The 22,945-nt window shown below is 72.0% G+C and carries 20 protein-coding genes; 11 read left to right on the top strand and 9 right to left on the bottom strand.

Going from position 1 to position 22,945, the window contains the following annotated elements:
- Positions 1–34: 34 nt before the first annotated feature.
- Both AB0F81_RS22580 and AB0F81_RS22575 read left to right on the top strand, forming a co-directional pair.
- Positions 35–940 carry a sugar ABC transporter permease gene (locus AB0F81_RS22580; RefSeq protein WP_360200278.1) on the top strand — a complete coding sequence of 302 codons (906 nt, stop codon included), beginning with the start codon at positions 35–37 and terminating at the stop codon, positions 938–940.
- Positions 941–960: 20 nt separating this feature from the next.
- Positions 961–1,875: a carbohydrate ABC transporter permease gene (locus tag AB0F81_RS22575; RefSeq protein ID WP_360200276.1), complete on the top strand. Its 915-nt coding sequence runs from the start codon at positions 961–963 to the stop codon at positions 1,873–1,875.
- 24 nt (positions 1,876–1,899) lie between these two features.
- Here AB0F81_RS22575 and AB0F81_RS22570 read toward each other — a convergent pair whose 3' ends face one another.
- The gene (locus AB0F81_RS22570) at positions 1,900–2,787 is read right to left on the bottom strand and encodes a LysR family transcriptional regulator (RefSeq protein ID WP_360200274.1); all 888 of its coding nucleotides are present in this window, start codon (positions 2,785–2,787) and stop codon (positions 1,900–1,902) included.
- A gap of 78 nt (positions 2,788–2,865) precedes the next feature.
- Here AB0F81_RS22570 and AB0F81_RS22565 point away from each other — a divergent pair, with 78 nt between their 5' ends.
- From AB0F81_RS22565 to metH, 4 genes are all read left to right on the top strand, one after another.
- A complete protein-coding gene (locus tag AB0F81_RS22565) occupies positions 2,866–3,720 on the top strand; it encodes an aldo/keto reductase (protein ID WP_360200272.1) in 855 nt (284 codons plus the stop codon).
- Position 3,721: 1 nt separating this feature from the next.
- Positions 3,722–4,711, top strand: coding sequence for an L-glyceraldehyde 3-phosphate reductase (gene mgrA, locus AB0F81_RS22560; RefSeq protein ID WP_360200270.1), 990 nt, complete (start codon positions 3,722–3,724; stop codon positions 4,709–4,711).
- A 74-nt stretch (positions 4,712–4,785) separates the two neighbouring features.
- Entirely contained in the window at positions 4,786–6,381 is a 1,596-nt protein-coding gene (locus AB0F81_RS22555) for a bifunctional 3'-5' exonuclease/DNA polymerase (protein ID WP_360200302.1), read from the top strand.
- Between the two features lie 117 nt (positions 6,382–6,498).
- Positions 6,499–10,095, top strand: a complete 3,597-nt coding sequence (gene metH / locus AB0F81_RS22550) for a methionine synthase (RefSeq protein WP_360200268.1) — start codon at positions 6,499–6,501, stop codon at positions 10,093–10,095.
- A 40-nt stretch (positions 10,096–10,135) separates the two neighbouring features.
- Here metH and AB0F81_RS22545 read toward each other — a convergent pair whose 3' ends face one another.
- Positions 10,136–11,068 carry an NADP-dependent oxidoreductase gene (locus AB0F81_RS22545; protein WP_360200266.1) on the bottom strand — a complete coding sequence of 311 codons (933 nt, stop codon included), beginning with the start codon at positions 11,066–11,068 and terminating at the stop codon, positions 10,136–10,138.
- A 77-nt stretch (positions 11,069–11,145) separates the two neighbouring features.
- Here AB0F81_RS22545 and AB0F81_RS22540 point away from each other — a divergent pair, with 77 nt between their 5' ends.
- The gene (locus AB0F81_RS22540; protein WP_360200264.1) at positions 11,146–11,565 is read left to right on the top strand and encodes a helix-turn-helix domain-containing protein; all 420 of its coding nucleotides are present in this window, start codon (positions 11,146–11,148) and stop codon (positions 11,563–11,565) included.
- Here AB0F81_RS22540 and AB0F81_RS22535 read toward each other — a convergent pair.
- Positions 11,543–11,773 carry a hypothetical protein gene (locus AB0F81_RS22535; RefSeq protein WP_360200262.1) on the bottom strand — a complete coding sequence of 77 codons (231 nt, stop codon included), beginning with the start codon at positions 11,771–11,773 and terminating at the stop codon, positions 11,543–11,545. The genes AB0F81_RS22540 and AB0F81_RS22535 overlap by 23 nt on opposite strands.
- A gap of 188 nt (positions 11,774–11,961) precedes the next feature.
- On the opposite strand from AB0F81_RS22535, the gene AB0F81_RS22530 reads away from it, so the two are divergent.
- Entirely contained in the window at positions 11,962–13,173 is a 1,212-nt protein-coding gene (locus AB0F81_RS22530; RefSeq protein ID WP_360200260.1) for an NAD(P)/FAD-dependent oxidoreductase, read from the top strand.
- 44 nt (positions 13,174–13,217) lie between these two features.
- Here AB0F81_RS22530 and AB0F81_RS22525 read toward each other — a convergent pair whose 3' ends face one another.
- Entirely contained in the window at positions 13,218–14,723 is a 1,506-nt protein-coding gene (locus tag AB0F81_RS22525) for a carboxylesterase family protein (protein WP_360200258.1), read from the bottom strand.
- 113 nt (positions 14,724–14,836) lie between these two features.
- Here AB0F81_RS22525 and AB0F81_RS22520 point away from each other — a divergent pair, with 113 nt between their 5' ends.
- Complete coding sequence (locus AB0F81_RS22520) at positions 14,837–15,406, top strand: TetR/AcrR family transcriptional regulator (RefSeq protein WP_360200256.1); 570 nt, start codon at positions 14,837–14,839, stop codon at positions 15,404–15,406.
- Between the two features lie 117 nt (positions 15,407–15,523).
- Here AB0F81_RS22520 and AB0F81_RS22515 read toward each other — a convergent pair whose 3' ends face one another.
- Both AB0F81_RS22515 and AB0F81_RS22510 read right to left on the bottom strand, forming a co-directional pair.
- Positions 15,524–16,345 carry a metal-dependent hydrolase gene (locus AB0F81_RS22515; protein WP_360200254.1) on the bottom strand — a complete coding sequence of 274 codons (822 nt, stop codon included), beginning with the start codon at positions 16,343–16,345 and terminating at the stop codon, positions 15,524–15,526.
- Between the two features lie 91 nt (positions 16,346–16,436).
- Positions 16,437–16,862: a DUF1707 domain-containing protein gene (locus AB0F81_RS22510; RefSeq protein ID WP_360200252.1), complete on the bottom strand. Its 426-nt coding sequence runs from the start codon at positions 16,860–16,862 to the stop codon at positions 16,437–16,439.
- A gap of 189 nt (positions 16,863–17,051) precedes the next feature.
- Here AB0F81_RS22510 and AB0F81_RS22505 point away from each other — a divergent pair, with 189 nt between their 5' ends.
- Both AB0F81_RS22505 and AB0F81_RS22500 read left to right on the top strand, forming a co-directional pair.
- The gene (locus tag AB0F81_RS22505) at positions 17,052–18,320 is read left to right on the top strand and encodes a sensor histidine kinase (RefSeq protein ID WP_360200250.1); all 1,269 of its coding nucleotides are present in this window, start codon (positions 17,052–17,054) and stop codon (positions 18,318–18,320) included.
- Positions 18,317–18,994, top strand: a complete 678-nt coding sequence (locus AB0F81_RS22500) for a response regulator transcription factor (RefSeq protein ID WP_360200248.1) — start codon at positions 18,317–18,319, stop codon at positions 18,992–18,994. The genes AB0F81_RS22505 and AB0F81_RS22500 overlap by 4 nt, the downstream gene beginning before the upstream one ends.
- Positions 18,995–18,998: 4 nt before the next feature.
- Here AB0F81_RS22500 and AB0F81_RS22495 read toward each other — a convergent pair whose 3' ends face one another.
- The 3 genes from AB0F81_RS22495 to AB0F81_RS22485 all read right to left on the bottom strand — a co-directional run bounded on the left by AB0F81_RS22495 (position 18,999) and on the right by AB0F81_RS22485 (position 22,919).
- A complete protein-coding gene (locus tag AB0F81_RS22495; protein ID WP_360200246.1) occupies positions 18,999–19,493 on the bottom strand; it encodes an NUDIX domain-containing protein in 495 nt (164 codons plus the stop codon).
- On the bottom strand, positions 19,472–20,938 hold the full coding sequence (locus AB0F81_RS22490) for a GGDEF domain-containing protein (RefSeq protein ID WP_360200244.1): 1,467 nt from the start codon (positions 20,936–20,938) through the stop codon (positions 19,472–19,474). The genes AB0F81_RS22495 and AB0F81_RS22490 overlap by 22 nt, the downstream gene beginning before the upstream one ends.
- 70 nt (positions 20,939–21,008) lie before the next feature.
- Positions 21,009–22,919, bottom strand: coding sequence for an amylo-alpha-1,6-glucosidase (locus AB0F81_RS22485; protein ID WP_360200242.1), 1,911 nt, complete (start codon positions 22,917–22,919; stop codon positions 21,009–21,011).
- Between the last annotated feature and the right edge of the window lie 26 nt (positions 22,920–22,945).

Genomic DNA, 22,945 nt, shown 5'->3' with positions numbered 1-22,945 from the left:
GCACGTCACGTAGTAGGTAGGACGGTAAAGCGCCATGCGGCATGGCAAGTATCCCTTCATCATCGGTTTCCTTGCCGTGCCGGTGGCGCTCTACGCCATCTTCGTGGTGGGCGCGTACCTGCAGATGTTCCGGTTGTCGCTGACCGACTGGACCGGTTACGGCACGTTCAAGGACATCGGCTTCGACAACTTCGTGAAGCTCTGGAACGACCCGGTCGTCTGGACCGCGCTGCGGCACAACGCCTACCTGCTGCTCGTGATGCCGCTCGCCATCATCGCGATCGCGCTGCTCTTCGCGTTCCTGCTGAACGTCGGCGGCGGGTCGAAGGGCGGCATGACCCGCGGCGTCTGGGGCTCCAAGGTCTACCGGGTCGTCTTCTTCTTCCCGCAGCTGCTGGCGCTGGCCCTGGTCGCGGTGATCTTCCAGCGGGTGTACGGCCCGGACAAGAGCGGCATGATCAACGGCCTGCTCCCGGACTCCTGGGAGCCGTGGCTGTTCCTGGCCGACGAGAACTGGGCTCTGACCTGCATCCTGATCGTGCTGGTCTGGCAGGCGGTCGGCTTCTACGTGGTGCTCTTCTCGGCCGGCATGGGCTCGATCTCGCAGGAGATCTACGAGGCGGCCGCGCTGGACGGAGCCAACCGGATCACCCTGTTCTTCCGGATCACCATGCCGCTGCTCTGGGGCAACATCCAGGTCGCCTGGATCTACCTCGGCATCGCCGCGTTCGACGCCTTCGCACTGGTCAACATCATGACCGTGAACCAGGGCGGCCCGAACAACTCGACCCAGGTGCTGAGCATGCAGATCTATCTCAACGCCTTCAAGTACTCCCAGGCCGGCTACGCCTCGGCGATCGGTGTGGTGCTGTTCTTCCTGGCCCTGAGCTTCGCGTGGCTGACCCTGCGGGTCACCCGTCGCGACAGCGTCGAAGCCTGATCCGCGAGAGGCGAGAGACGATGATGAAACTCAAGAGCATCCCCGGCGCCGAGACGGTGGCCGCCGGGGTGGCCGCGAAGCCCCAGCGCTCCACCCGCGACGGCCGCAAGGTCAACCCGCTCGGTGGCGTCGCGCACCTGGCGCTCTTCCTGTGGGCGCTGGCCACGGTCGGCCCGCTGATCTGGGTGGTGCTGGCCTCGTTCAAGACCAACGAGGAGATCTTCCTCGGCGAGCCGTTCAGCCTGCCGGACAGCTACTCGCTGACCAGCTACGCCGATGCCTGGCGCGAGGCGCACATCGGCGAGTACTTCCTCAACAGCGTCTTCGTGGTGCTGGTGAGCACGGCCGGCACCATGCTGCTCGGGTCGATGGCCGCCTACGTGCTGGCCCGCTACAAGTTCGTCGGCAACCGGTTCATCTACTACCTGTTCGTCTCCGGACTGGCCTTCCCCACGTTCATGGCGCTCGCCCCGCTGTTCGGCATCGCGCAGTCGCTGAACCTGCTGGACTCGTACTTCGGCCTGATCCTGATCTACATCGCCTACTCGCTGTCGTTCACGGTCTTCTTCCTGGTCGCGTTCTTCCGGACGCTGCCGCACGAGATCGAGGAGGCGGCGACCGTGGACGGTGCCGGGCACCTGCGCCGGTTCTTCCAGGTGATGATGCCGATGGCGAAGTCCGGCCTGGTCAGCATCACGATCTTCAACATCGTCGGCCAGTGGAACCAGTACCTGCTGCCGGTCGTGATCATGCAGAGCGAGTCGAAGTACGTGCTCACCCAGGGCATCGCGAACATCAGCGTGTCCGCCGGTTACCAGGCCCAGTGGGGACAGCTGTTCGCCGCGCTCACGCTCTCGATCCTGCCGATGATCGTGGTCTACGCGATCTTCCAGCGGCAGATCCAGGCGGGTCTGACGGCCGGCGCCGTCAAGTAGTCAGCCGGGGTGAGTCACGGGGGCTCACCGCGGACCGTCCGGCAGGGCCAGCTGCAGCAGGGCGCCGGTGGCCGGCCCGGCCGGGGTCCCGGACGGCAGCGCCACCGCCACCTGCCAGGCCGGTCCCGGCCCGGCGAGCGGGGCCGCGTGCAGCCCCTTGGCGTGTGGCTTGCGGGTCACCGGGGCCGGCACCAGCGCCACGCCGAGACCCTGGTGCACGAAGTCGAGCAGGGTGTGCACGTCGTTGACCTCGACCGCGACCCGCCGCTCGGCGCCGGCCCGGGCGAAGGTCAGGTCGTTGACCCCGCGGGCGCCCCAGTCCGGGCTGAAGTCGACGAAGTCCTCGCCGGTCAGGTCCTCGACGGTCACCTCGTCCCGCTCGGCCAGCTCGTGCGCCGGGTGGCAGAGCAGCGTCATCGACTCGGTGCCGAGCGAGAGCAGTCGTACCCCGTCGGGTGCCGGACCGGAGAGCGCGACGAACCCGGCGTGCAGCTGCCCGGTGCGCACCTGCTCGACCAGGTGCCCGGAGCCGGCGTAGCGCAGCCGCACCTCGACACCGGGATGGGCGCGGCGGAACGCGGCGATCAGCGGCGGCAGGTCGATCACCCCGAGGCACTGCTCCGAGCCGACCGCCAGGCTGCCGCGCAGCAGCCCGCGCACGGCCGCCACCGCGTTGCGGGCCGCGGCCGCGCTGGCCAGCGTCCGGTGCGCCTCGGCGAGCAGCGCCTGCCCGGCGTCGGTGAGCTCGACCCGGCGGGTGTGCCGGACGAACAGCTCGGCGTCGAGCTCCCGCTCCAGCGAGCGGATCGAGGCGGACAGGCCGGACTGGGCCACCCGCATCCGCTTCGCGGCCCGGGTGAAGTGCTGCTCCTCGGCGACCGCCACGAAATACTCGAGATGCCGCAGTTCCACGATTGAGCACTCTAGCTGCTGAATCCGAGCGGTTTCTTCTGTTGGACGCGGCGTCTCCGGCGGACGAAGCTGGAGCTCATGCAAACCCGACGAATCGGTGACGTACAAGTCAGCGCGATCGGCCTCGGCGGCATGCCGATGTCGATCGAGGGCCGGCCGGACGAGGACCGCTCGATCCGGACGATCCACGCCGCCCTCGACGCCGGAATCACCCTGATCGACACGGCCGACGCGTACCACATCGGCGCGGACGAGGTCGGGCACAACGAGTCGCTGATCGCCCGCGCCCTGAGCAGTTACGGCGGGGACACCTCCGGCGTGCTGGTCGCGACCAAGGGCGGGCACCTGCGGCCGGGGGACGGCAGCTGGACCCTGGACAGCTCGCCGGACTACCTCAAGCAGGCCTGCGAGGCCTCGCTCAAGCGCCTCGGGGTGGAGGCCATCGACCTCTACCAGCACCACCGGCCGGACCCGCGGGTGCCGTACGCGGACTCGATCGGCGCGGTCCGCGACCTGCTCGACGCCGGCAAGGTGCGGATGGTCGGCATCTCCAACGCGAACCCGGACCAGATCCGCCAGGCCCAGGAGATCCTCGGTGGCCGGCTGGTCGCGGTGCAGAACCAGTTCTCCCCGGCCTTCCGCTCCTCCGAGCCGGAACTCGAACTCTGCACCGAGCTCGGCATCGCCTTCCTGCCCTGGTCGCCGCTCGGTGGCATCAGCCGGGCGGCCGAGCTGGGCGGTCACGCGGCGGCATTCGCCGCCGTCGCCGAACGGTACGGGGTGAGCCCCCAGCGCGTCTGCCTCGCCTGGCACCTCGCCAAGTCGCCGGTCTCGATCCCGATCCCCGGCGCCAGCCGCCCGGAGACGATCCAGGACTCGGCGCGGGCGGTCTCACTGCAACTCACCGCCGACGACCTCGCGGAGCTGAACTGACATGGAATACCGGCGTACCGGCCGCAGCGGGCTGAAACTGCCCGCCGTCTCGCTCGGCCTGTGGCACAACTTCGGCGACGACAAGCCGCTGGAGACCCAGCGGGCCATCCTGCGCCGGGCCTTCGACCTGGGCATCACCCACTTCGACCTGGCCAACAACTACGGCCCGCCGTACGGGTCGGCCGAGCGCAACTTCGGCGGGCACCTGTCCCGGGACTTCCGCTCGCACCGCGACGAGATGGTCATCTCCACGAAGGCGGGCTACGACATGTGGCCCGGGCCCTACGGCGACTGGGGCTCCCGCAAGTACCTGACCGCCTCGCTGGACCAGTCGCTCAAGCGGATGGGCCTGGACTACGTCGACATCTTCTACTCGCACCGCTTCGACCCGGAGACGCCTCTGGAGGAGACGATGGGCGCGCTGGACGCCGCGGTGCGGGCCGGCAAGGCGCTCTACGTCGGCATCTCGTCGTACTCGCCGGCGAAGACCGCGGAGGCGGCCGCGATCCTGCGCGACCTCGGCACGCCGCTGCTGATCCACCAGCCGTCGTACTCGATGCTGAACCGCTGGATCGAGGACGGCCTGCTGGACACGCTGCAGGAGGTGGGCGCGGGCTGCATCGCGTTCTCGCCGCTCGCCCAGGGCATGCTCACCGACCGCTACCTCGGCGGTGTCCCGGAGGGCTCGCGGGCCAGCGAGGACAAGTCGCTGAGCACCGAGCTGCTCAGCGACGAGAACCTGGACAAGGTGCGGGCGCTCAACGCGATCGCCGAGCGGCGCGGGCAGAGCCTGGCGCAGATGGCGATCGCCTGGACGCTGCGCGACCCGCGGATGACCTCCACGGTGCTCGGCGCGAGCAGCGTCGCCCAGCTGGAGGCGAACGTCGCCGCCCTGGACAACGCCGCGTTCACCGGCGACGAGCTGGCCGAGATCGACAAATATGCGACCGATTCCGGCATCAACCTCTGGGCTCGCTCCAGCGAGCAATAGATGTCATACCCGGGGGTGACAATGGCGGCGTGCTGGTAGCCGTCTCACCCGATCCCGACGGCCGCGGTGGCGTTCTGGCGGAGCTCTCCGCCGGCGTGCCGCCGCGGCACGTCAGCGATCTCGCCAGGGCGGTTGCCGAGCGCGAGGCCGCCGATCACCCACGCTGGATCTGGGCCTCGACCGCCGACCTCTATCCGGCGCTGCTGCGGGCCGGCGTGCGGGTCGCCCGGTGTCACGACCTCGAGCTCACCGAGGCGCTGCTGCTCGGCCACGCCGGTCGCTGGGGCGAGCCCCGCAATCCGGCCGCGGCCTGGGCCCGGGCGCGCGGCCTGCCCGCGCCGCCGGACCCGTTGCGGCCCGGCGCCGAGCCGCCGGGCTTCGCCCAGGGCGCGCTCTTCGAGACCCTGACGGCGCAGGCTCTCCAGATCCACGATCTCCTCGAGGTGTACGAGGAACAGCACCGCCGCATCGCCGAGACCACCCATCCCGGCCGTTTCCGGCTGCTCGTGGCCGCCGAGTCGGCCGGGGCGCTGATCGCCGCCGAGATGGGCCACGCCGGCCTGCCATGGCGTGCCGACGTCCACGACGAGTTGCTGCGCGAGCTGCTCGGCCCACCCCAGCCCGTCGGGCCGCCCCGGCGTCTCGCCGAGCTGACCGCCGAGATCAACGCCGCCTTCGGCACGTACGGCCTGCACCCCGACTCGCCGACCGAGGTGGTGCGCGCCTTCGCCCGGGCCGGCGTCGACGTGCCCAACACCCGGGCCTGGGTGCTGCGCAAGGTCGAGCATCCGGCGGTCGCCCCGCTGCTGGAGTTCAAGGAGCTCTACCGGATCTGGACGGCGCACGGCTGGTCCTGGTGCGCCGACTGGGTCCGCGACGGCCGCTTCCGCCCGGAATACGTCGCGGGTGGCGTCGTCTCCGGCCGCTGGGCCACCCGTGGTGGCGGTGCCCTCCAGGTTCCCAAGGTGGTGCGCCGGGCGGTGATCGCCGATCCGGGCTGGTGTTTCGTGGTCGCCGACGCCGGCCAGCTGGAGCCACGCGTGCTGGCCGCGGTCTCCGGTGACGAGCGGCTGGCCCGTGCCGCCGCGGCCGGCGACCTCTATGCGGCGCTCGCCACCGACTCGTTCGACGGCGACCGCGCCAAGGCCAAGATCGCCCTGCTCGGCGCGATGTACGGGCAGACCGGCGGCAACGCCATCCCCGCCCTGGCGGTGTTGCGCCGCCAGTATCCGACAGCCTTCGAGTATGTGGAGGCCGCCGCCCGCACCGGCGAGGCCGGCGGTCTGGTCCGGTCCTGGCTGGGGCGCACCTGCCCGCCGCCGTCCGGCTCCGGGCGTGACGCCGGCCTCGACCCGCCTGACGAGGTGGCCCCACCGCCGGGGCGGGCGCGGGGGCGCTTCACCCGCAACTTCGTGATCCAGGCGACGGCCGCCGAGTGGGCCCTGGTGCTGCTGGCCACGCTGCGCACCGCGCTGGAGGGCACCGCCGCCGAGCTGGTGCTCTTCGTGCACGACGAGGTGGTGGTGCACTGTCCCGCCGAGCAGGCCGACGCGGTGGTCGCGGCGGTGCACGAGAGCGCGGCCACCGCCGGGCGGCTGCTGTTCGGCGCGACGACCGTGCGTTTCCCGCTCGACGTCTCAGTGGTTGGTGCCTACGCCGACGCCAAGTGAAAGAGTGGGTATCGTGGGTTCTCCGGCCGAGAGGCGCTGCAGCGGGGCCACCCGTCACGCTCGACCGGTGAACCACCCGAAACAAGGGCGCCTCCGACTCATCTCGGAGGTGCACCCATGACTCAAACGGTCAACAAGCTGCGCGACCTGCTCGCCGAGCGGGTCCTGGTGCTGGACGGCGCGTGGGGCACCATGCTGCAGGGCGCCAAGCTGACCCCGGCCGATTACCGCGGCGAGCTGATCCCGGCGGATCACCCGCAGGACGTCACGGGTGACCCCGATCTGCTGATTCTGACCCGGCCCGACGTGATCCTCGACGTCCACCGGCAGTATCTGGCGGCCGGCGCCGACATCACCACCACCAACACGTTCACCGCGACCAGCATCGCCCAGTCCGACTACGGCCTGGAGCACCTGGTCCGGGAGATGAACGTGCGGGGCGCCCGGCTGGCCCGGCAGGCCGTCGAGGAAGCGACGGCCCGCGACGGGCGGCAGCGGTTCGTGGCCGGCTCGGTGGGCCCGCTCAACGTCACCCTGTCGATCTCGCCCAAGGTCGACGACCCGGCGTACCGTGCGGTGACGTTCGACCAGGTCAAGGCAGCGTACGAGGAGCAGATCTCGGCCCTTGCCGAGGGCGGCGTCGACCTGCTGCTGATCGAGACGATCTTCGACTCGCTGAACGCGAAGGCGGCCGTCGCGGCGGCCCGTGAGGTGGCCCCCGACCTGCCGCTCTGGATCTCGCTGTTCCTCGACATCTCCGGGCGCACACTCTCCGGCCAGACCGTCGAGGCCTTCTGGCGCTCGATCGAGCGAGCCCAGCCGCTGGTCGTCGGGGTCAACTGCTCGCTCGGCGCGGCCGAGATGCGCCCGCACGTCGCCGAGTTGGCCCGCCTGGCGAACGTCTTCGTCGCCTCCCACCCGAACGCCGGTCTGCCGAACGCGTTCGGCGGCTACGATCAGCAACCCGCCGAGACCGGCGAGCTGCTGGCCGGCTTCGCAGCGGACGGCCTGGTCAACATCGTCGGCGGCTGCTGCGGCACCACGCCGCCGCACATCGCGGCGGTCGCCGAGGCGGTGCGGGGCGCACGGCCGCGGCAGATCCCGCAGCCCGCCCCGACCACCCGGTTCAGCGGTCTGGAGCCGTTCGAGATCGGCCCGGACACCGGGTTCGTCATGATCGGCGAGCGGACCAACGTCACCGGCTCGGCCAAGTTCCGCCGGCTCATCGAGGCCGACGACTACCAGGCGGCCGTCGACGTGGCCCTGGAGCAGGTGCGTGGCGGCGCCAACCTGCTCGACGTGAACATGGACGCCGACCTGCTCGACAGCGAGCGGGCGATGACCACCTTCCTCAACCTGATCGCGACCGAGCCCGAGGTGGCCCGGATCCCGATCATGATCGACAGCTCGAAGTTCTCCGTTCTCGAGGCCGGCCTCAAGTGCGTGCAGGGCAAGGGCGTGGTCAACTCGATCAGCCTCAAGGAGGGGGAGGGCCCCTTCCTCGAGCACGCCCGCCGGATCCGTGACTTCGGTGCCGGTGTGGTGGTGATGGCCTTCGACGAGCAGGGCCAGGCCGACACGACCGAGCGCAAGGTCGAGATCTGCGCGCGTGCCTACGACCTGCTGGTCGAGGACGGCTTCGATCCGACCGACATCATCTTCGACCCGAACGTACTCGCGGTGGCCACCGGCATCAGCGAGCACAACGGGTACGCGAAGAACTTCATCGACGCCCTCCCGCTGATCAAGCAGCGCTGCCCGGGCGCGCGGACCAGCGGCGGCATCTCCAACCTGTCGTTCGCCTTCCGGGGCAACGACGTGGTCCGGGAGGCCATGCACTCGGCGTTCCTGTTCCACGCGGTCAAGGCGGGCCTGGACATGGGCATCGTCAACGCCGGCCAGCTCGCCGTCTACCAGGACATCCCGGCCGACCTGCTGGAGCTCGTCGAGGACGTGATCTTCGACCGGCGGCCGGACGCCACCGACCGGCTCGTCACCTTCGCCTCCACGGTCACCGGCTCCGGCGCCAAGCGCGAGGTGGACCTGTCCTGGCGGGAGGCGCCGGTCGAGGAACGGCTCAGCTACGCCCTGGTGCACGGCATCGTCGACTTCATCGAGGCGGACACCGAGGAGGCCCGGCAGAAACTGCCCCGGCCGCTCGACGTGATCGAGGGCCCGCTGATGGACGGCATGGGCGTGGTCGGCGACCTGTTCGGCTCCGGCAAGATGTTCCTGCCCCAGGTGGTCAAGAGCGCCCGGGTGATGAAGCGGTCGGTCGCCTACCTCCTGCCCTACATGGAGAAGGAGAAGTCGGAGGGCGCCCGCGGCCAGGGCAAGGTCGTGCTCGCCACGGTCAAGGGCGACGTCCACGACATCGGCAAGAACATCGTCGGCGTGGTGCTGGGCTGCAACAACTACGAGGTGATCGACCTCGGCGTGATGGTCCCGGCCGCGAAGATCCTGGACACCGCGATCGCCGAGGGCGCCGACGTGATCGGCCTGTCCGGCCTGATCACCCCGTCGCTGGACGAGATGGTCGCGGTCGGCGCCGAGATGCAGCGGCGGGGCATGAAGATGCCGCTGCTGATCGGTGGGGCGACCACCTCCAAGCAGCACACGGCGGTGCGGATCGCCCCGGCGTACGACTCCTCGACCGTGCACGTGCTGGACGCTTCCCGCGTGGTCGGTGTCGTCTCCGACCTGCTCGACCCGGAGCGGGCGGCCAAGCTCGACGACGCCAACCGGGCCGAGCAGCAGCGGTTGCGCGAGCAGCACGAGAAGCGGCACTCGCAGCCGCTGCTGACCCTCGCCCAGGCGAGGGCCAACCGCGAGGCGGTCGACTTCGGCGATCTGCCGACGCCGGCCTTCACCGGGGTACGCGAGGTCGCGCCGACGATCGCCGAGCTGCGCCGCATGATCGACTGGCAGTTCCTGTTCCTGGCGTGGGAGCTGAAGGGCAAGTACCCGGCGATCCTGGAGCAGCCGGTCGCCCGCGAGCTGTTCGACGACGCGAACACGCTGCTCGACCAGATCATCGCCGAGGGTTCGTTCCAGGCGCGCGGCCTCTACGGTTTCTGGCCGGCGCACGCGGAGGGCGACGACATCAAGCTCGGCAACGGGGCCAGCTTCCCGATGCTGCGCCAGCAGACCGAGAAGCCGGCCGGCCGGGCCAACCGCTGCCTGGCCGACTACATCGCCCCGGCCGGCGATCACCTGGGCGGCTTCGCGGTCGCGATCCACGGCGCGGAGAAGCTGGCGAAGAAGTACGAGGCCGAGCACGACGACTACCGGGCCATCATGGTCAAGGCGCTGGCCGACCGGCTGGCCGAGGCGTTCGCCGAATACCTGCACCTGAAGGCCCGCCGCGAGTGGTTCGAGCCGGACGCCCAGCCCGACCTGGCCGACCTGCACGCCGAACGCTTCCGCGGCATCCGCCCGGCGCTGGGCTACCCGGCCTGCCCCGACCACAGCGAGAAGAAGGACCTCTTCGAGCTGCTCGGCACCTCGTCGATCGGCGTCGGCCTCACCGAGTCGTACGCGATGACCCCGGCCGCCGCGGTCAGCGGCCTGATCTTCGCCCACCCGGAGTCGAAATACTTCACCGTCGGCCGGCTCGGCAAGGACCAGATCGAGGACTACGCGGTGCGCCGCGGTGTCCCGGTCGCGGAGGTGGAGCGCTGGCTGCGGCCCAACCTGGCCTACTCCATCGACTGACCGCCACCGGCCGTGCTCCCGCCCCGTACGCGGGGTGGGGTCAGGGGGTCAGGACCAGGCGGCCTCGGATGCCGCCTGCGGCCAGGCGGGTGTGGGCTTCGGCGGCTGCGGTCAGTGGCAGGGTGGCGGCTACCCGCAAGGTCAGCAGGCCGGCGTCGGTGAGGGCGGAGAGTTCGGTCAGGCGAGGACCGTCGGCGTAGACCTCCTGGACGATCACCCGGGTGCCGCGCAGGGGTGGCGGGGCGAAGGGGGCCACCAGTGCGATGAAGGTGCCGCCGCCGCGGAGCGCCTCGTGGGCGGGGACTCCGATGACGGCGGCGTCCACCACGGCGTCCACGCCGCCGGGGACCATGGCGCGGACCGCGGCGCTGATCGGGGCGGTTCGGGGCACGAACCAGGTGGCGCCCAGCGACTCGACGAATTTCTGGTCCTCGGGGGCGGCCACCGCCACCGTACGGATGCCGTGCAGTGCTGCCAGCTGGAGGAGAACGCCGCCGACGCTGCCCGCGGCGCCGGTGACCAGCAGGGTTTCGCCCCGGCGGAGATCGGCGAGGGTGAGCGAGCGGGTGGCGGTGAGGCCGGCCATCGGCAGCGTCGCGGCCTCGGCCGCGGACGCGGTGGCCGGGGCGGGCGCGACAGCGGCCTCGTCGAGGACCACGTAGTCGGCGTAGGTCCCGGGGGCGGAGAGCACGTCGCGCAGGCCGATCACCCGGGCGCCGAGGGGGAAGCGGGTGGCGTCCGGGCCCAGCGCGTCGATCTCACCGGCCACGTCCCAGCCGAGCGCATAGCTGTCAGCGGGCGCCAGCAGGCCGGCGTGGGCCAGCTTGCCGTCGCGGGTGGACAGGTCGATCCGGTTGACCGCGGCGGCGGCCACCCTGATCCGGACCTGGCCGGGGCCGGGCTCCGGCACCGGCAGGTCGGCGAATTCGATCACTTCGGGGCCGCCGAAGCGGCGGACGATAGCGGCTCTCATGGATGCGACGCTAGTTTCGGCGGCGGGGGCCGGTAAGAACGCACTTCGAGGTGCGTAACGCACGGGGAGGTACACCGATGGCGACGACGACCGCGGCGCAGCGCCGAGCCGAGGAGAGCCGGGAGTACAACGCGAACCTGGCGGTCTGCCCCGGTCACGAGCTGCTCGCCACGCTCAGCGACAAGTGGCTGACCCTGATCGTCGCGGCCCTGGCCGACGGGCCGCTGCGTTACGCCGAGCTGTCCCGCACGGTTGCCGGGGCCAGCCAGAAGATGCTCACCCAGACGCTGCGCAAACTGGAACGCGACGGGCTGGTGACCCGCCGGGTCACGCCGGCGGTGCCGGTCCGCACCGACTACGAGCTGACCGGGCTGGGACACGAGCTGCTGCCGCTGCAACGGGCGATCAAGGACTGGGCGGAAACCCACATCGAGCAGGTGCACCAGGCCCGCGCGGAGTACGACGCGGGGCAGATCAGTCCAGCAGCCAGCCCGTGAGCAGGGCGAGCGCCGTGACCATCGGCCCGGTGACGATCACGAAGCTCACCAGGCCCGCCCCGGACCAGCCGGCCGCGATGTCGGCGTTCGCGGTGTGCACGTCGTCGCGGGCCGGCACGTGCCAACGGCCGGCGAACTCGGCTGCCCGGGCCAGGGCCAGGAGGATGCAGGTGGCGTATCCCGCGGCGTAACCAAGGCTGCCGGCCACCAGCCACCATCCGCCGGCCCTGCCGCGCGCCCGCACGCTGCTGCTTCTTGCCGCTGCCACCGCCATCCGCGCATCGGAGCCAGCCGGCCGGGTAGGGAGAATCCCGCAGCCATGACGGGCCGGGTGGCCGATCGACAGCGGCGACCGCGAGCGTCCACTATGGCGGGAAGATCGAATAAAGGGAGACCATGACAGATCCTAGGTTCGACGTCATCGTGGTCGGGGCGCGTTGCGCCGGGGCGCCGCTGGCGATGCTGCTCGCCCGGCGCGGATATCGGACGCTGCTGGTGGACCGGGCCACCTTCCCGAGCGACACGGTGTCCACCCACGTCATCCACCCGCCGGGCGCGTCCGCGCTGCAGCGGTGGGGTCTGCTCGACGAGGTCGTGGCGACCGGATGCCCGCCGGTGGGGCGTTACTCGGTGGACTTCGGGCCGCTCACCGTGGCCGGGGCGCCGGGCACCCCGGAGTCGCCGTACGCCTACGCGCCGCGCCGCATCCTGCTGGACAAGATCCTGGTGGACGCCGCGGTGGCCGCCGGGGTGGAGGTCCGGGAAGGGTTCTCCGTCGAGGAGGTGCTGTTCACCGACGGCGCGGTGACCGGGATCCGCGGGCGTGACCAGGGCGGCGCCGCGGTGGAGGAGCGGGCCCGCGTGGTGGTCGGCGCGGACGGGCGCAACTCGGTGGTGGCCAAGGCGGTGCAGCCGGCCCACTACGAGGATCATCCGCCGATGACGGTCGGCTACTACTCGTACTGGAGCAACCTGCCGACCGACACGTTCGAGGCGTACAGCCGGCCGGGCCGCAGCTGGGCGATCTGCCCGACCAACGATGACCTGACCCTGGTGATCGGCGGCTGGCCGTACGCGGAGCTCGCCGAGCACCGCGAGGACATCGAGGGCACGATGATGGCGATGTACGATCTCGCGCCGGCGTTCGCCGAGCGGATCCGGGCCGCCAAGCGGGAGTCGCGGCTGGTCGGCACGTCGGTGCCGAACTACTTCCGGGTGCCGTTCGGGCCGGGCTGGGCGCTGGTCGGCGACGCCGGGTACAACCGGGACTACATCACCGCGCAGGGCATCACCGACGCGTTCCTCGACGCGGAGAACCTGGCGCGGGCGCTCGGCGAGGCGCTGGACGGCACCGCGCCCTACGACGAGGCGCTCGCCGGATACCAGTCGCGCCGGGACACCCGGGCGATGCCGTTCTACCAGATGACCCTGGGGATCGCGACGCTGCAGCCGCCGGACGAGCAGATGGTCCAGCTGGTCTCCGCGATCGCCGGCAACCAGGAGGCGATGGACGCCTTCACCCGGCTGAACTCCGGGGTGACCTCGCCGGTGGAGTTCTTCGCCCCGGAGAACCTGGGCCGGCTCGTCGGTCAGCCCGCACCGCGATGAGCAGCGGTCACCGGCCGTCCCGCGCGGGACGGCCGGTGACTTCGTCAGCTCCAGAAGCGGTAGTGGTGATCAGTGGTGAAGTCGGCGCGCTTCCAGGCGCCGGACGTCAGTGACTGGACGTACCAGCCGGAGCGGCTGTCACGCAGGCGGGGCCAGCCGGTCTCGCCGGTGGCGGCGAAGTGGACCCAGGCGCCGATCAACCGGTCGGCCAGCGCGGACTGGGCGGGCGTCAGCTTCTCGAAGAGCGGCACGTCGAACAGGTACGCCAGCTCGGCCATGTGCTGGGCGGCCACCGGGAAGCTCGGGGCCGGATATCCCGCATACCACGGGGTGTCCTGCTCGGCGAATTCGTACATCCGGGTCGGGGTCCAGCGGGACAGCGTGCGGGCGGTGTCGAGGCTGGGCGCCGCCCACAACTCGTCGGTGAGCACCGCGGCGAAGGTCTGACCGGCCGAGTCGCCCAGCGGATAACGCTTGAGCACGGCGGCGGCCCGGGAACCGTACGCCTTGCGGACGGCGGGCTCGTAGTCCTCACGTGCCATCGGTGTGCCGGTGGCCAGCTCCTGCCCCAGGATGCGCCCGTTCTCCTCGTCGTGGTTGACGCCGATCAGCACCGGAACCCGGCTGAAGCGGCCGGTGCGCAGAGCCTCGCCGACCGGCAGGGGCAGCGCGGGCGTGCCGCTCAGCGGGCGCGGCTCACGGTCGGTGCCGAAGGCCGCCAGCAGTCTCTCGATCGGCACGGCCCGCAGGCAGCCGGCGACGTCGGCACGGTCGGCGCAGCCGACCGCGGCGATGACCGGGGCGCTGTCGGCCAGCGCCTCGGCCCGGGTGCGGGAGGCGTGGCCGGTCTCGCCGCAGGGCGCGGACTGCACGATCGCCCGCTGGAACAGCCCGGCGGAGGCGGGTGAGGCGAGGTGCCCGCAGACGCTGAAGCCGCCGCCGGACTGTCCCATGATCGTCACCCGGCCGGGGTCGCCGCCGAACGCCCGGATGTTGTCGCGGACCCAGCGCAGCGCGGCGCGCTGGTCGTCCAGGGCGAGCGAGCCGGACTCCGGCAGCGCCGGGTGGGTCAGGAAGCTCGTGACGCCGAGGCGGTAGTTCATCGACACCACCACAGCGCCGCCCGCCGCCAGCCGGCCCGGACCGTAGAGGTCGCCCATCCCGAACATCATGCTGCCGCCGTGGATCCAGACGATCACCGGAAGCCTGCCGCGGTGGCGGGCCGGGGTGGCGACGTTGACGGTCAGGCAGTCCTCGTCGGTGCTCGGCCTGCCGATCGGATAGCCGAGGGGCTGCGCGCACACCTTGCCGGGAGCGGTGGCGTCGCGCACTCCGGTCCAGGACGCGGCCGGGCGGGGCGCGGCGAAGCGCTCCGCCGTCGCATAGGGAATCCCCTGGAAGCTGGCGCCCAGCGGGCCGGAGGTGCCGCGCACCGCGCCCTGGGCGGTGCGCACGACCGGCGGGCCGGTGGTCGCCTCCGCGACCGGCGCGAACGTGACCGCCGCCAGCGTCGCGATGCCCACAGTCGCTGCCGTGAAGAGCCTCTTCATGTCGTCCCCCTGTTCGGTGTCCATCGATGCCGACGACCGTAACAGAGATTTGCACGATCGCGCAAAACGATCGTGCAAAACAGTCGTGCAAGGCTGCTGATAGGGTCGGCGCCATGGGAAACCGGGAGGACCTGCTCGGCGCGGCGAAACAGTGCCTGCGCGAGAAGGGTTACGACCGCACGAGCGTGCGCGACATCGCCACCGCCGCCGGGGTCAGCACGGCGGCGATCGGCTACCACTACGGATCCCGGGAGGCGCTGCTCACCCAGGCCCTGTTCGCAATCCTCGACGAGTGGGGCGACAGCCTGGGCCGGGCGCTCGCCCCGGCGGCCGGCGACGACGCGGTGCGCGGCTTCCAGCGCATGTGGGAAAGCCTGATCGAGCAGTTCGCCGCCCACCCCGACCTCTGGCTGGCCACTGTCGAGCTGTTCCTGCAGGCGCAGCGGCAGCCCGGCCTGCGCACCCAGCTGGCCGGCGGCATGGCCGAGGGCCGGCGCGGCATGGCGGGCATCCTGCAGAGCGTGCCGGAGCGCGAGGTCACCGACCGCAGTGCCCGCACGCTGGGCATGGTGCAGAGCGCCCTGATGTCCGGTGTGATGGTGCAGAGCCTCAGCGACCCGGCGAACGCGCCGACCGCCGAGGAGGTCCTGGCGGGGTTACGGGAGCTGACGAAATTCCTCTGACGGCGCCGGCCACCGGATCAGCCCGGCGGTCGCGCTGCGGCCCGCGGTGGCACTCGGATCGCGCTTGGTCGCGGGAGGTGTAGCTGCCGGGGCGTGGTAGCCCGTACCGGGAAGGTTTTACTTGCTGGCCCAGACGTCCAGGTTGAAGCGCTCCAGCACGCCGGGGACGAAGAGGCCGGCGATCGACAGCAGCGAGATCAGGGTGAAGGCGGTGCGCAGCACCACCACCTCGACCTTGCCGCCGACCTTGACCGCCATGGCGTTCGGGATGCCGATCATCAGCCACATGCGACGCTTGATCGGAATCGGCCAGAGGATCGGCACGCCGTTCTTGGTGATCATGTCGCCGAGGATGTGCACGAAGCAGCCGACGGCGACCGCCATGCCCAGGAGGGGATAGCCGCGGTCGCCGGGCAGGTTGGCGGCGGTGAACCAGGCGATCACCCCGGCGACCAGGGTGACGATGACCCAGCCGGCGCGCTCCGCCCACTCGTCGAAGAGACCGCGCAGCGCCAGGCCGGCCATGAAGAAGACGATGCCGACCACCGCCCACTGGCCGTAGTTGTCGGCCAGGGCGGTGGTGCCCCAGCCGATCAGACCGCAGAACGGCAGGGTGTGGGTGAAGGTGCGGTGCCCGTTGTCGCGCCGGGGGTCACGCTTGAGCTTGGTCGCCGTGTAGACGCCGAGCGAGAACTTCTCCACCACCTCGGCGACGAACAGCGAGAACACGCCGAACGTGCGGGCCACCGTGGCGCCACCCTGGTTGCGGGTCACCTTGCCGGACATGTCCAGGTCGGGCAGGAGCGCACCGCCCGCGCAGATCGCCGTGCCGACCGCCACCTCGAGCGGTGACTGGCTGACGTTGGCGAACTGGTGCAGTGCCCAGCTGCCGGCCAACCAGGCGGCCGCCCCCGACAGCGCGTGCGACGGACCCATCATGTGCCTTGTCCCTCCCCGAACAAACTCGGCCACTGTGGCAGAGCGAACGGGGAAGATCAACGACCGTCGTGTGGCGAATCGGTCACTCGGCTCAGATGTGGCCGTGGCGGCCCACTGTGTACTCGATCCGGTAGTGGCCGTGACGCGCGTGCCGGATCAAGCCGATGACCAGGAACGCCAGCGGGATGACCGGCCAGAAGAACTGTGCGCCGGAGAGCATCCACAGGCCGGTCAGCAGGCCGGCGATCACCAGGATGAAGCTGGCGTGCCGCTGCAGCGACCGGCGTGTCGCGGCGCGGGCCCGGGGCGTGCGGGCCAGGGCCTGCCGGCCACCGTCGGGAAGGTCGGCGGTCAGTGGATGAAGCTCGTCGCGGAACGTGGCGGCGTAGGCCGTGGTGAGCCGCTCCTCGCCCTCGGTCAGGTCGAGACGTCCCTCGGACATGGCGGCGCGCAGGATCTCGGCGACCTGCTCGCGCTCGGCGTCGGAGGTGCGGAGCCGGGTCTGGGTGGGGTTCATGTCGTCTCCTCGGTCGATTGCCTGCACACCAGGGTGGCCGCCCGCGGGCTCCGCCGCGTCGCCCCGGCGGAGCATCCCTGGGGAGTGCGAGGGGGCGGTTCTCCGGTGCCGGCGTACTCCCCAGGGAGTACGCGGGATGACCCCCGCGCGGCGATGCCACGGGGTGTCCGCGTGCCGTACGTTCGGCACATGAGACGGCCCACGGTCGAGGATCTGGCGATGCGGCCCCGCCGGCCGCAGCGGCCACAGCGGCCGGCGGGCTGGCCGCCCGCCGTGGTGCTGGTCGCCTCCCTCTTCCACCTGGTCGGCACGCACAACCTGGCCGAGGAGGGCCGGGTCTTCTGGCCGATGGGCTGGCCCGTCTACGCCCTGCTGATGGTCGGGCCGATCGCGCTGTTCTGGCGCCGGCGGGCGCCGCTCACGGTGCTCGTGGTGGCGGCGGTCGCCTCGTTCGTCTTCGCGACCCGGGCGGCGCCGCACTTCACCTATGCGGCGGCGCCGGCGATCGCGCTCTTCACCCTGTCCCGGCTGGGCCGCTGGCGCACCGCGACGGTCAGCGCCGCCGTCGGCTACGCGGTCTACCTGCTGCTCTTCGTGGTGCTCGCGACGAGCGTGCCCGGGATGGCCGCCGGCACCCGCCCGAACGTGCGGGAGATGATCCTGGCCGCGATCGGCCTGGCCGGGGCGGTCGTGCTGGGCGCCGCGTCGAAGGTGCACCACGAGCACCTGGCCGAGATCAAGAAGGCCCGGGCCGAGCAGGCGCGGGCCCGGCAGGAGCAGGAGCGGCGGCAGGCCTCGGAGGAGCGGCTGCGGATCGCCCAGGAGCTGCACGACGTGCTCGGGCACCACCTGTCGCTGATCAACGTGCAGGCGGGTGTGGGGCTGCATCTGATGGACAACCGGCCGGAGCAGGCCCGCGAGGCGCTCACCGCGATCAAGAGCGCCAGCGCCGAGGCGTTGCGTGAGGTGCGCGCGGTGCTGGGCGTGCTGCGCACCGAGGGGGAGGCCGCGCCGCGGCAACCGGCACTCGGGCTGAACCGGCTGGACGAGCTGACCGCGGGCGCCGGCATCCCGGTGCGGACGGTGGTCAACGGCGAGCCGCGGGAGCTGCCCGCCGAGGTGGACCGGGCGGCCTACCGGATCGTGCAGGAGGCGCTGACCAACGTGCGCCGGCACGCGGGCGGCCCCGGCCCGGCGGCCGCCCAGGTCACGGTCGGCTACCTGCCGGAGGCGCTGCACCTGTCGGTCCGCAACGAGGGGCCGGTGACCGCGGCGGAGGCGGGCGAGCAGGGCAACGGCATCGCCGGGATGCGGGCCCGGGCCGAGGCGCTGGGCGGCCAGTTCGCGGCCGGCCGGCCACCCACCGGCGGTTTCCTCGTCTCGGTGGTGCTGCCGGCGCCCCCGCCCGACTGTGAGTGCTGGCCGGTGCCGACAGCCGGCGCGGAGGGGGAGCGATGATCAGGGTGCTGCTGGCGGACGATCAGGCGCTGGTGCGGGCCGGGTTCCGGGCGCTGCTCGGCGCCGAGCCGGACATCGAGGTGGTCGGCGAGGCGGCGGACGGTCTGCAGGCGGTGGACCTGGTGCGCGGGTCCCGGCCGGACGTGGTGCTGATGGACATCCGCATGCCCGGCGTGGACGGCCTGGAGGCGACCCGGCGGATCGCCGCCGACCCGGAGCTGGCCGCCACCCGGGTGGTCATCCTGACCACGTTCGAGCTGGACGAGTATGTGTTCGAGGCCCTGCGGACGGGCGCCTCCGGGTTCCTGGTGAAGGACACCGAGCCGGTCGAGCTGCTGCGGGCGGTGCGCGTGGTCGCGGCCGGCGAGGCGCTGCTGTCGCCGAGCGTGACCCGGCGGGTGATCAGTGAGTTCGCCGGCGGCGCCGGCCGCGGGCGCGAGCCGGTGCCGCCCCGCGAGCTGCAGCAGCTGACCGACCGGGAGCGCGAGGTGATGGTGCTGGTCGCCGAGGGCCTGTCCAACGACGAGATCGCGGCCCGCCTGGTGATCAGCCCGGCCACCGCGAAGACGCACGTCAGCCGGACGATGATCAAGCTGGGTGCGCGGGACCGGGCGCAGCTGGTGGTGCAGGCCTACGAGGCCGGTCTGATCCGCCCCGGCTGGCTGGCCGGCTGAGCGGTCACCAGCCTGGGATGATCTCGTCGCCGGGCGCGGCGAACCAGGCCGGCGCCTGCTCGGCCAGCGACGTGCCGATCCGGTGCTGGGCGTAGGGATTGAGCTCGGGCAGCGCGTCCAGGGCGAACCAGCCGACCGCCAGCGACTCGCTGTCGTTGACCCGGGCCTCACCGCCGGTCGCCCGGCAGCGGAACCACGAGTTGACCATCTGGCAGTGGTCGCCGTTGGGATAGGTGACCTCGTGCAGGGCGATCCCGGCCAGCCGCTCGATCCGCACCTCGACGGCGGTCTCCTCGCGGACCTCGCGGATCACCGCGTCGGCGGGCTGCTCACCGGGGTCCATCATCCCGGCGATCAGCGTCCACCGGCGGTTGTCGCTGCGCTGGTGCAGCAGGATCTCACCGCGGTCGTTGAAGACCACCGCGGACACCGTCGGGAACATGATCAGGCCGGATCCGACCTTGGCGCGGAGCTCGGTCACATATGGGGAAGCGGGCACTCCTCGACCCTATCGGCCGGGGCGGCCACTGATCGGTTCCGGCCCGCGGCCTTGGCCGCGTAGAGGGCCTCGTCCGCGGCGTTCATCAGCGCGTCCGGGTCGACCGCACCGGCCGGCGCGGTCGCGGCGCCGACCGACGCGGTGACGCCGAGCAGCGCCTGGTCGCCCGCGTCGACCGGCAGCCCGCTGACCGCCAGGCGCAGCCGTTCGGCGAGGGCGAGCAGGTCGTCGCCGCCGGTGTGCGGGGCCAGCACGACGAACTCCTCGCCGCCGTAGCGGGCCACCACGGAGCCGGCCCGGGCGGCGGCCTTCAGCCGGTTCGCCACCTCCTGCAGCACGCGGTCGCCGGCCGGGTGGCCGTACGTGTCGTTGACCCGCTTGAAGTGGTCCACGTCGATGATCAGCAGCCCGATCTCGTGGCCGGAGCGGGCGGCCCGCCGGCACTCCACGGCCAGCGCCTCGGTGAAGTAGCGCCGGGTGTGCAGACCGGTCAGGCCGTCGGTCACCGCGGCCCGGCGCTGGGCCGCGACCAGGCCGTACATCCGGCCCAGCACGAGCAGGAACATGACGGCGCAGGCGGCGCTGACCAGCGGCACGCTGACGTCCTCGCCGCGCAGGTGCTGGATCATCTGCACGCCCGGCGCCATCAGCACGGCGACGGTGAGGACCGCCAGCCGGCCCGGCGAGGCGTCCGGGACCGCCGAGCCGGAGCGCTGGTCGAAGTGCCGTATCCCGGGGTGCAGCGCGGCGGCGCCGAGCAGCGCGAGCGAGAGCATCCAGACCGCGTCCAGGTACGCCTCGTTCACCGCGCCGCCGTCGATGACGCCCTGCACCGCGTAGGCGGTGTCGACCGCGAACATCAGCGTGAGGCTGGTCAGCAGCAGGTGCAGCACGGGACCGCGGGTGCCCGAGCCCATCACCAGGCGCACGGCCAGCACCAGCAGCATCAGGTCCAGGACCGGGTACGCCGACTGGGTCAGCTTGGCCGCCAGCGGCAGCTCGGAGTCGGCGGTGAGCGGCTCGATCAGGAAGATCCAGGTCAGCAGGCCGGCGCTGACCGCCACGATGAGGGCGTCCACCCCGGTCGGCAGGTCCCAACCGGGGGCGCGCCGGCGGATGAAGATCAGCACGGCGGCGGCGAGCAGCACGTACGACGTGAAGTAGAGCAGGTCCGCCGGCGTGGGTTCGAGGAACTCGCCGGAGATCCAGTCGTCCAGGACGGTCACGACGTCCGCGGCGGCGTAGAAGAGCTGCGCCACGGCCAGGGTGAACCATCCGGCCCGGTGCGGCGGCCGGTGCCGGATCGTCCCGAGCGCGATGACGGCCGGCGTGGCGACGCTGACCACCAGGTACGGCAGCGCTATCACCAGAGCCGAGCTGTCGGTCGTCTCGAGGTAGAGGCGCGCGGCCACGCAGAACGCCAGGATGCCGAGCCAGAGTCGCACCTCAGAAGCGTCGCGTCCGCCGGTTGCGGTTCGGGTGCAAATGGTGTCGCGGTGGGTTGCCGGACGAAGGTCACAGCCGCCGGGCGCGCAGGTTCTCCGCCACCGACCAGGCCTGGAACGGGCAGCCGGTGGCGTCGTGCGGGGCGTCGCCGTACGCCGTCTCGGAGATCGAGCCGAGGCCGTGCTCGGCCAGGTGCGCCTCGGTGTCGGCGAGCACGTCGGTCGCGGTCACCCCGAGCCGGTGCCAGGCCTCGACGTACGGGCCGGTGAGCCAGGGCCAGACGGTGCCGGTGTGGTACGCGCTGTCCCGTTCAGCCGGCCCGCCCCGGTGCACCCCGCGGTACCCGGGGGCGTCCGGCGCCAGGCTGCGCAGGCCGAGCGGAGTCAGCAGCCGCGCCGCGATCAGCTCCAGCGCCGTCCGCTCCGGCCGCAGCGGGGCGTACGGCAGCGACCAGGCCAGCAGCTGATTGGGCCGGAGAGCGGAGCCGCCCGGACCGTCGACCACGTCGTGGAGCAGCCCGTCCGGCGCGGGGAAGCGGCGGGCGAATCCCTCCCGGGCGGCGGCGTGGGCCTTCCGCGCCGCCTCGTCACCGAACCCGGCCACCACGGCCAGCCCGTTCACCCAGAGCGCGTTCACCTCCACCGGCTTGCCCGCCCGGGCGGTCACCGGCACCCCGTCGACCCGGGCGTCCATCCAGGTCAGCGCCGCGCCCGGGGTGCCGTGGGTGAGCAGCCCGTCGCGCCCGTCGGCGACGATGCCGTAGCGGGTGCCGGCCAGGTGGTGGCTGATCACGTCGCGCAGCGCCGGGAGCAGCTCGGCGGCCAGGTCCTGGTCGCCGGTCACCGCCACGTGCCGGCCGACCGCGTGCAGGAACCAGAGGGTGCCGTCGACCGTGTTGTACTCGACGCTGCCGGTGTCGGCGGTGTTCGCCAGCATCCCGCGCGACAGCGTGGCGGCGTATCCGCGCAGCAGCTCGCGGCCCAGTTCGGCGCGGCCGGTGGCGAGGAACAGCCCCTCGTAGCTGATCATCGTGTCCCGGCCCCAGGCGCCGAACCACGGGTAGCCGGCGACCACGTCCGGGCCGGCCGCGGTGCGCACCACGAAGGCGTCGGCGGCCAGGGCCAGCGCGGCCTGGGTCTCGTCGGCGGGGGCCGCGGCGGCGACCACCGCCCGGTTACGGGTCCGGGCGGCCTCGACGACCTGCGCGGCGGGCGGTGGCGGCTCGCCGGCCCACGCGGACACCTCGATCATGTCGCCGGGCCGGTCCAGGCCGGTGGAGAAGTTTCCCGCGTACCAGAGATCCTCGGTCGGCGGCAGGCCGCGTTCGGCCTCCGCGCGGTACCGCACCCCGCGGTACCACTCGCCGGCCGCGGTGAAGCCGGGACCGGCCAGCCGGTAGGCGCCCTCCACCTCGCACCCGTCGGCGGTGATCGTCACCGCCGGGGGCGGGCCGTCGGCCGTACGCTCGCCGTGCGCGTCACGCCACGTGCAGAGCGCCTCCAGAGCGATCCTCACGGGTCCACCGGCGAGCAGCCGGTGCACCACCGCGACGGCGGGCCGGCCGGAGACCGTCGCGATCTCCCGCTCGATCACCGTCCCGCCGATCCGCCAGCGCCAGCGCGGCACCCCGTCGATCAGTGCGAAACTCGCCAGCAGCCGGTGCCCCTGCGGCGCGATCGCGCCGTCCGCCCATTGATGGACGCCGAGCCGCACAACGGTTCCGGAGGGCAGGGTCAGCACCGCGTCCAGCGCCGCGAGTCCCAGGTGCCGGGACGCCGGTGTGTCCCCCGCCACCACGAGAAGTCCGTGGTAGCGGCGGGTGCGCAGACCGCAGACCGTTCCCATGGCATAGCCGCCGGTACCGTCGGGTAGGAGCCATTCACGAGTGGCGCCCTCAGTGAGGCGGGCGCACAGCTGTGCGCCGAAGACGATCGGGCGAACCGTGGACAGCGGAATCGACCTCACTTGACACAGGGGCATGACAGTCTCAGTGTGATCGACTCCGG

Origin of the sequence: Actinoplanes sp. NPDC024001 (genome assembly GCF_040638955.1) — a bacterium.
Lineage (GTDB): Bacteria > Actinomycetota > Actinomycetes > Mycobacteriales > Micromonosporaceae > Actinoplanes.
Note: the sequence above shows the minus strand (reverse complement) of the source record. Positions and strands in the feature narration are given on the sequence as shown.

What these genes read in the sequence shown, in the direction of transcription:
- AB0F81_RS22580 (WP_360200278.1), top strand. Translation starts at nt 35, where the DNA reads ATGCGGCATGGCAAGTATCCCTTCATCATCGGTTTCCTTGCCGTGCCG.
- AB0F81_RS22575 (WP_360200276.1), top strand. Translation starts at nt 961, where the DNA reads ATGATGAAACTCAAGAGCATCCCCGGCGCCGAGACGGTGGCCGCCGGG.
- AB0F81_RS22565 (WP_360200272.1), top strand. Translation starts at nt 2,866, where the DNA reads ATGCAAACCCGACGAATCGGTGACGTACAAGTCAGCGCGATCGGCCTC.
- mgrA (WP_360200270.1), top strand. Translation starts at nt 3,722, where the DNA reads ATGGAATACCGGCGTACCGGCCGCAGCGGGCTGAAACTGCCCGCCGTC.
- metH (WP_360200268.1), top strand. Translation starts at nt 6,499, where the DNA reads ATGACTCAAACGGTCAACAAGCTGCGCGACCTGCTCGCCGAGCGGGTC.
- AB0F81_RS22545 (WP_360200266.1), bottom strand. Translation starts at nt 11,068, where the DNA reads ATGAGAGCCGCTATCGTCCGCCGCTTCGGCGGCCCCGAAGTGATCGAA.
- AB0F81_RS22540 (WP_360200264.1), top strand. Translation starts at nt 11,146, where the DNA reads ATGGCGACGACGACCGCGGCGCAGCGCCGAGCCGAGGAGAGCCGGGAG.
- AB0F81_RS22530 (WP_360200260.1), top strand. Translation starts at nt 11,962, where the DNA reads ATGACAGATCCTAGGTTCGACGTCATCGTGGTCGGGGCGCGTTGCGCC.
- AB0F81_RS22525 (WP_360200258.1), bottom strand. Translation starts at nt 14,723, where the DNA reads ATGAAGAGGCTCTTCACGGCAGCGACTGTGGGCATCGCGACGCTGGCG.
- AB0F81_RS22520 (WP_360200256.1), top strand. Translation starts at nt 14,837, where the DNA reads ATGGGAAACCGGGAGGACCTGCTCGGCGCGGCGAAACAGTGCCTGCGC.
- AB0F81_RS22515 (WP_360200254.1), bottom strand. Translation starts at nt 16,345, where the DNA reads ATGATGGGTCCGTCGCACGCGCTGTCGGGGGCGGCCGCCTGGTTGGCC.
- AB0F81_RS22510 (WP_360200252.1), bottom strand. Translation starts at nt 16,862, where the DNA reads ATGAACCCCACCCAGACCCGGCTCCGCACCTCCGACGCCGAGCGCGAG.
- AB0F81_RS22505 (WP_360200250.1), top strand. Translation starts at nt 17,052, where the DNA reads ATGAGACGGCCCACGGTCGAGGATCTGGCGATGCGGCCCCGCCGGCCG.
- AB0F81_RS22500 (WP_360200248.1), top strand. Translation starts at nt 18,317, where the DNA reads ATGATCAGGGTGCTGCTGGCGGACGATCAGGCGCTGGTGCGGGCCGGG.
- AB0F81_RS22485 (WP_360200242.1), bottom strand. Translation starts at nt 22,919, where the DNA reads ATGCCCCTGTGTCAAGTGAGGTCGATTCCGCTGTCCACGGTTCGCCCG.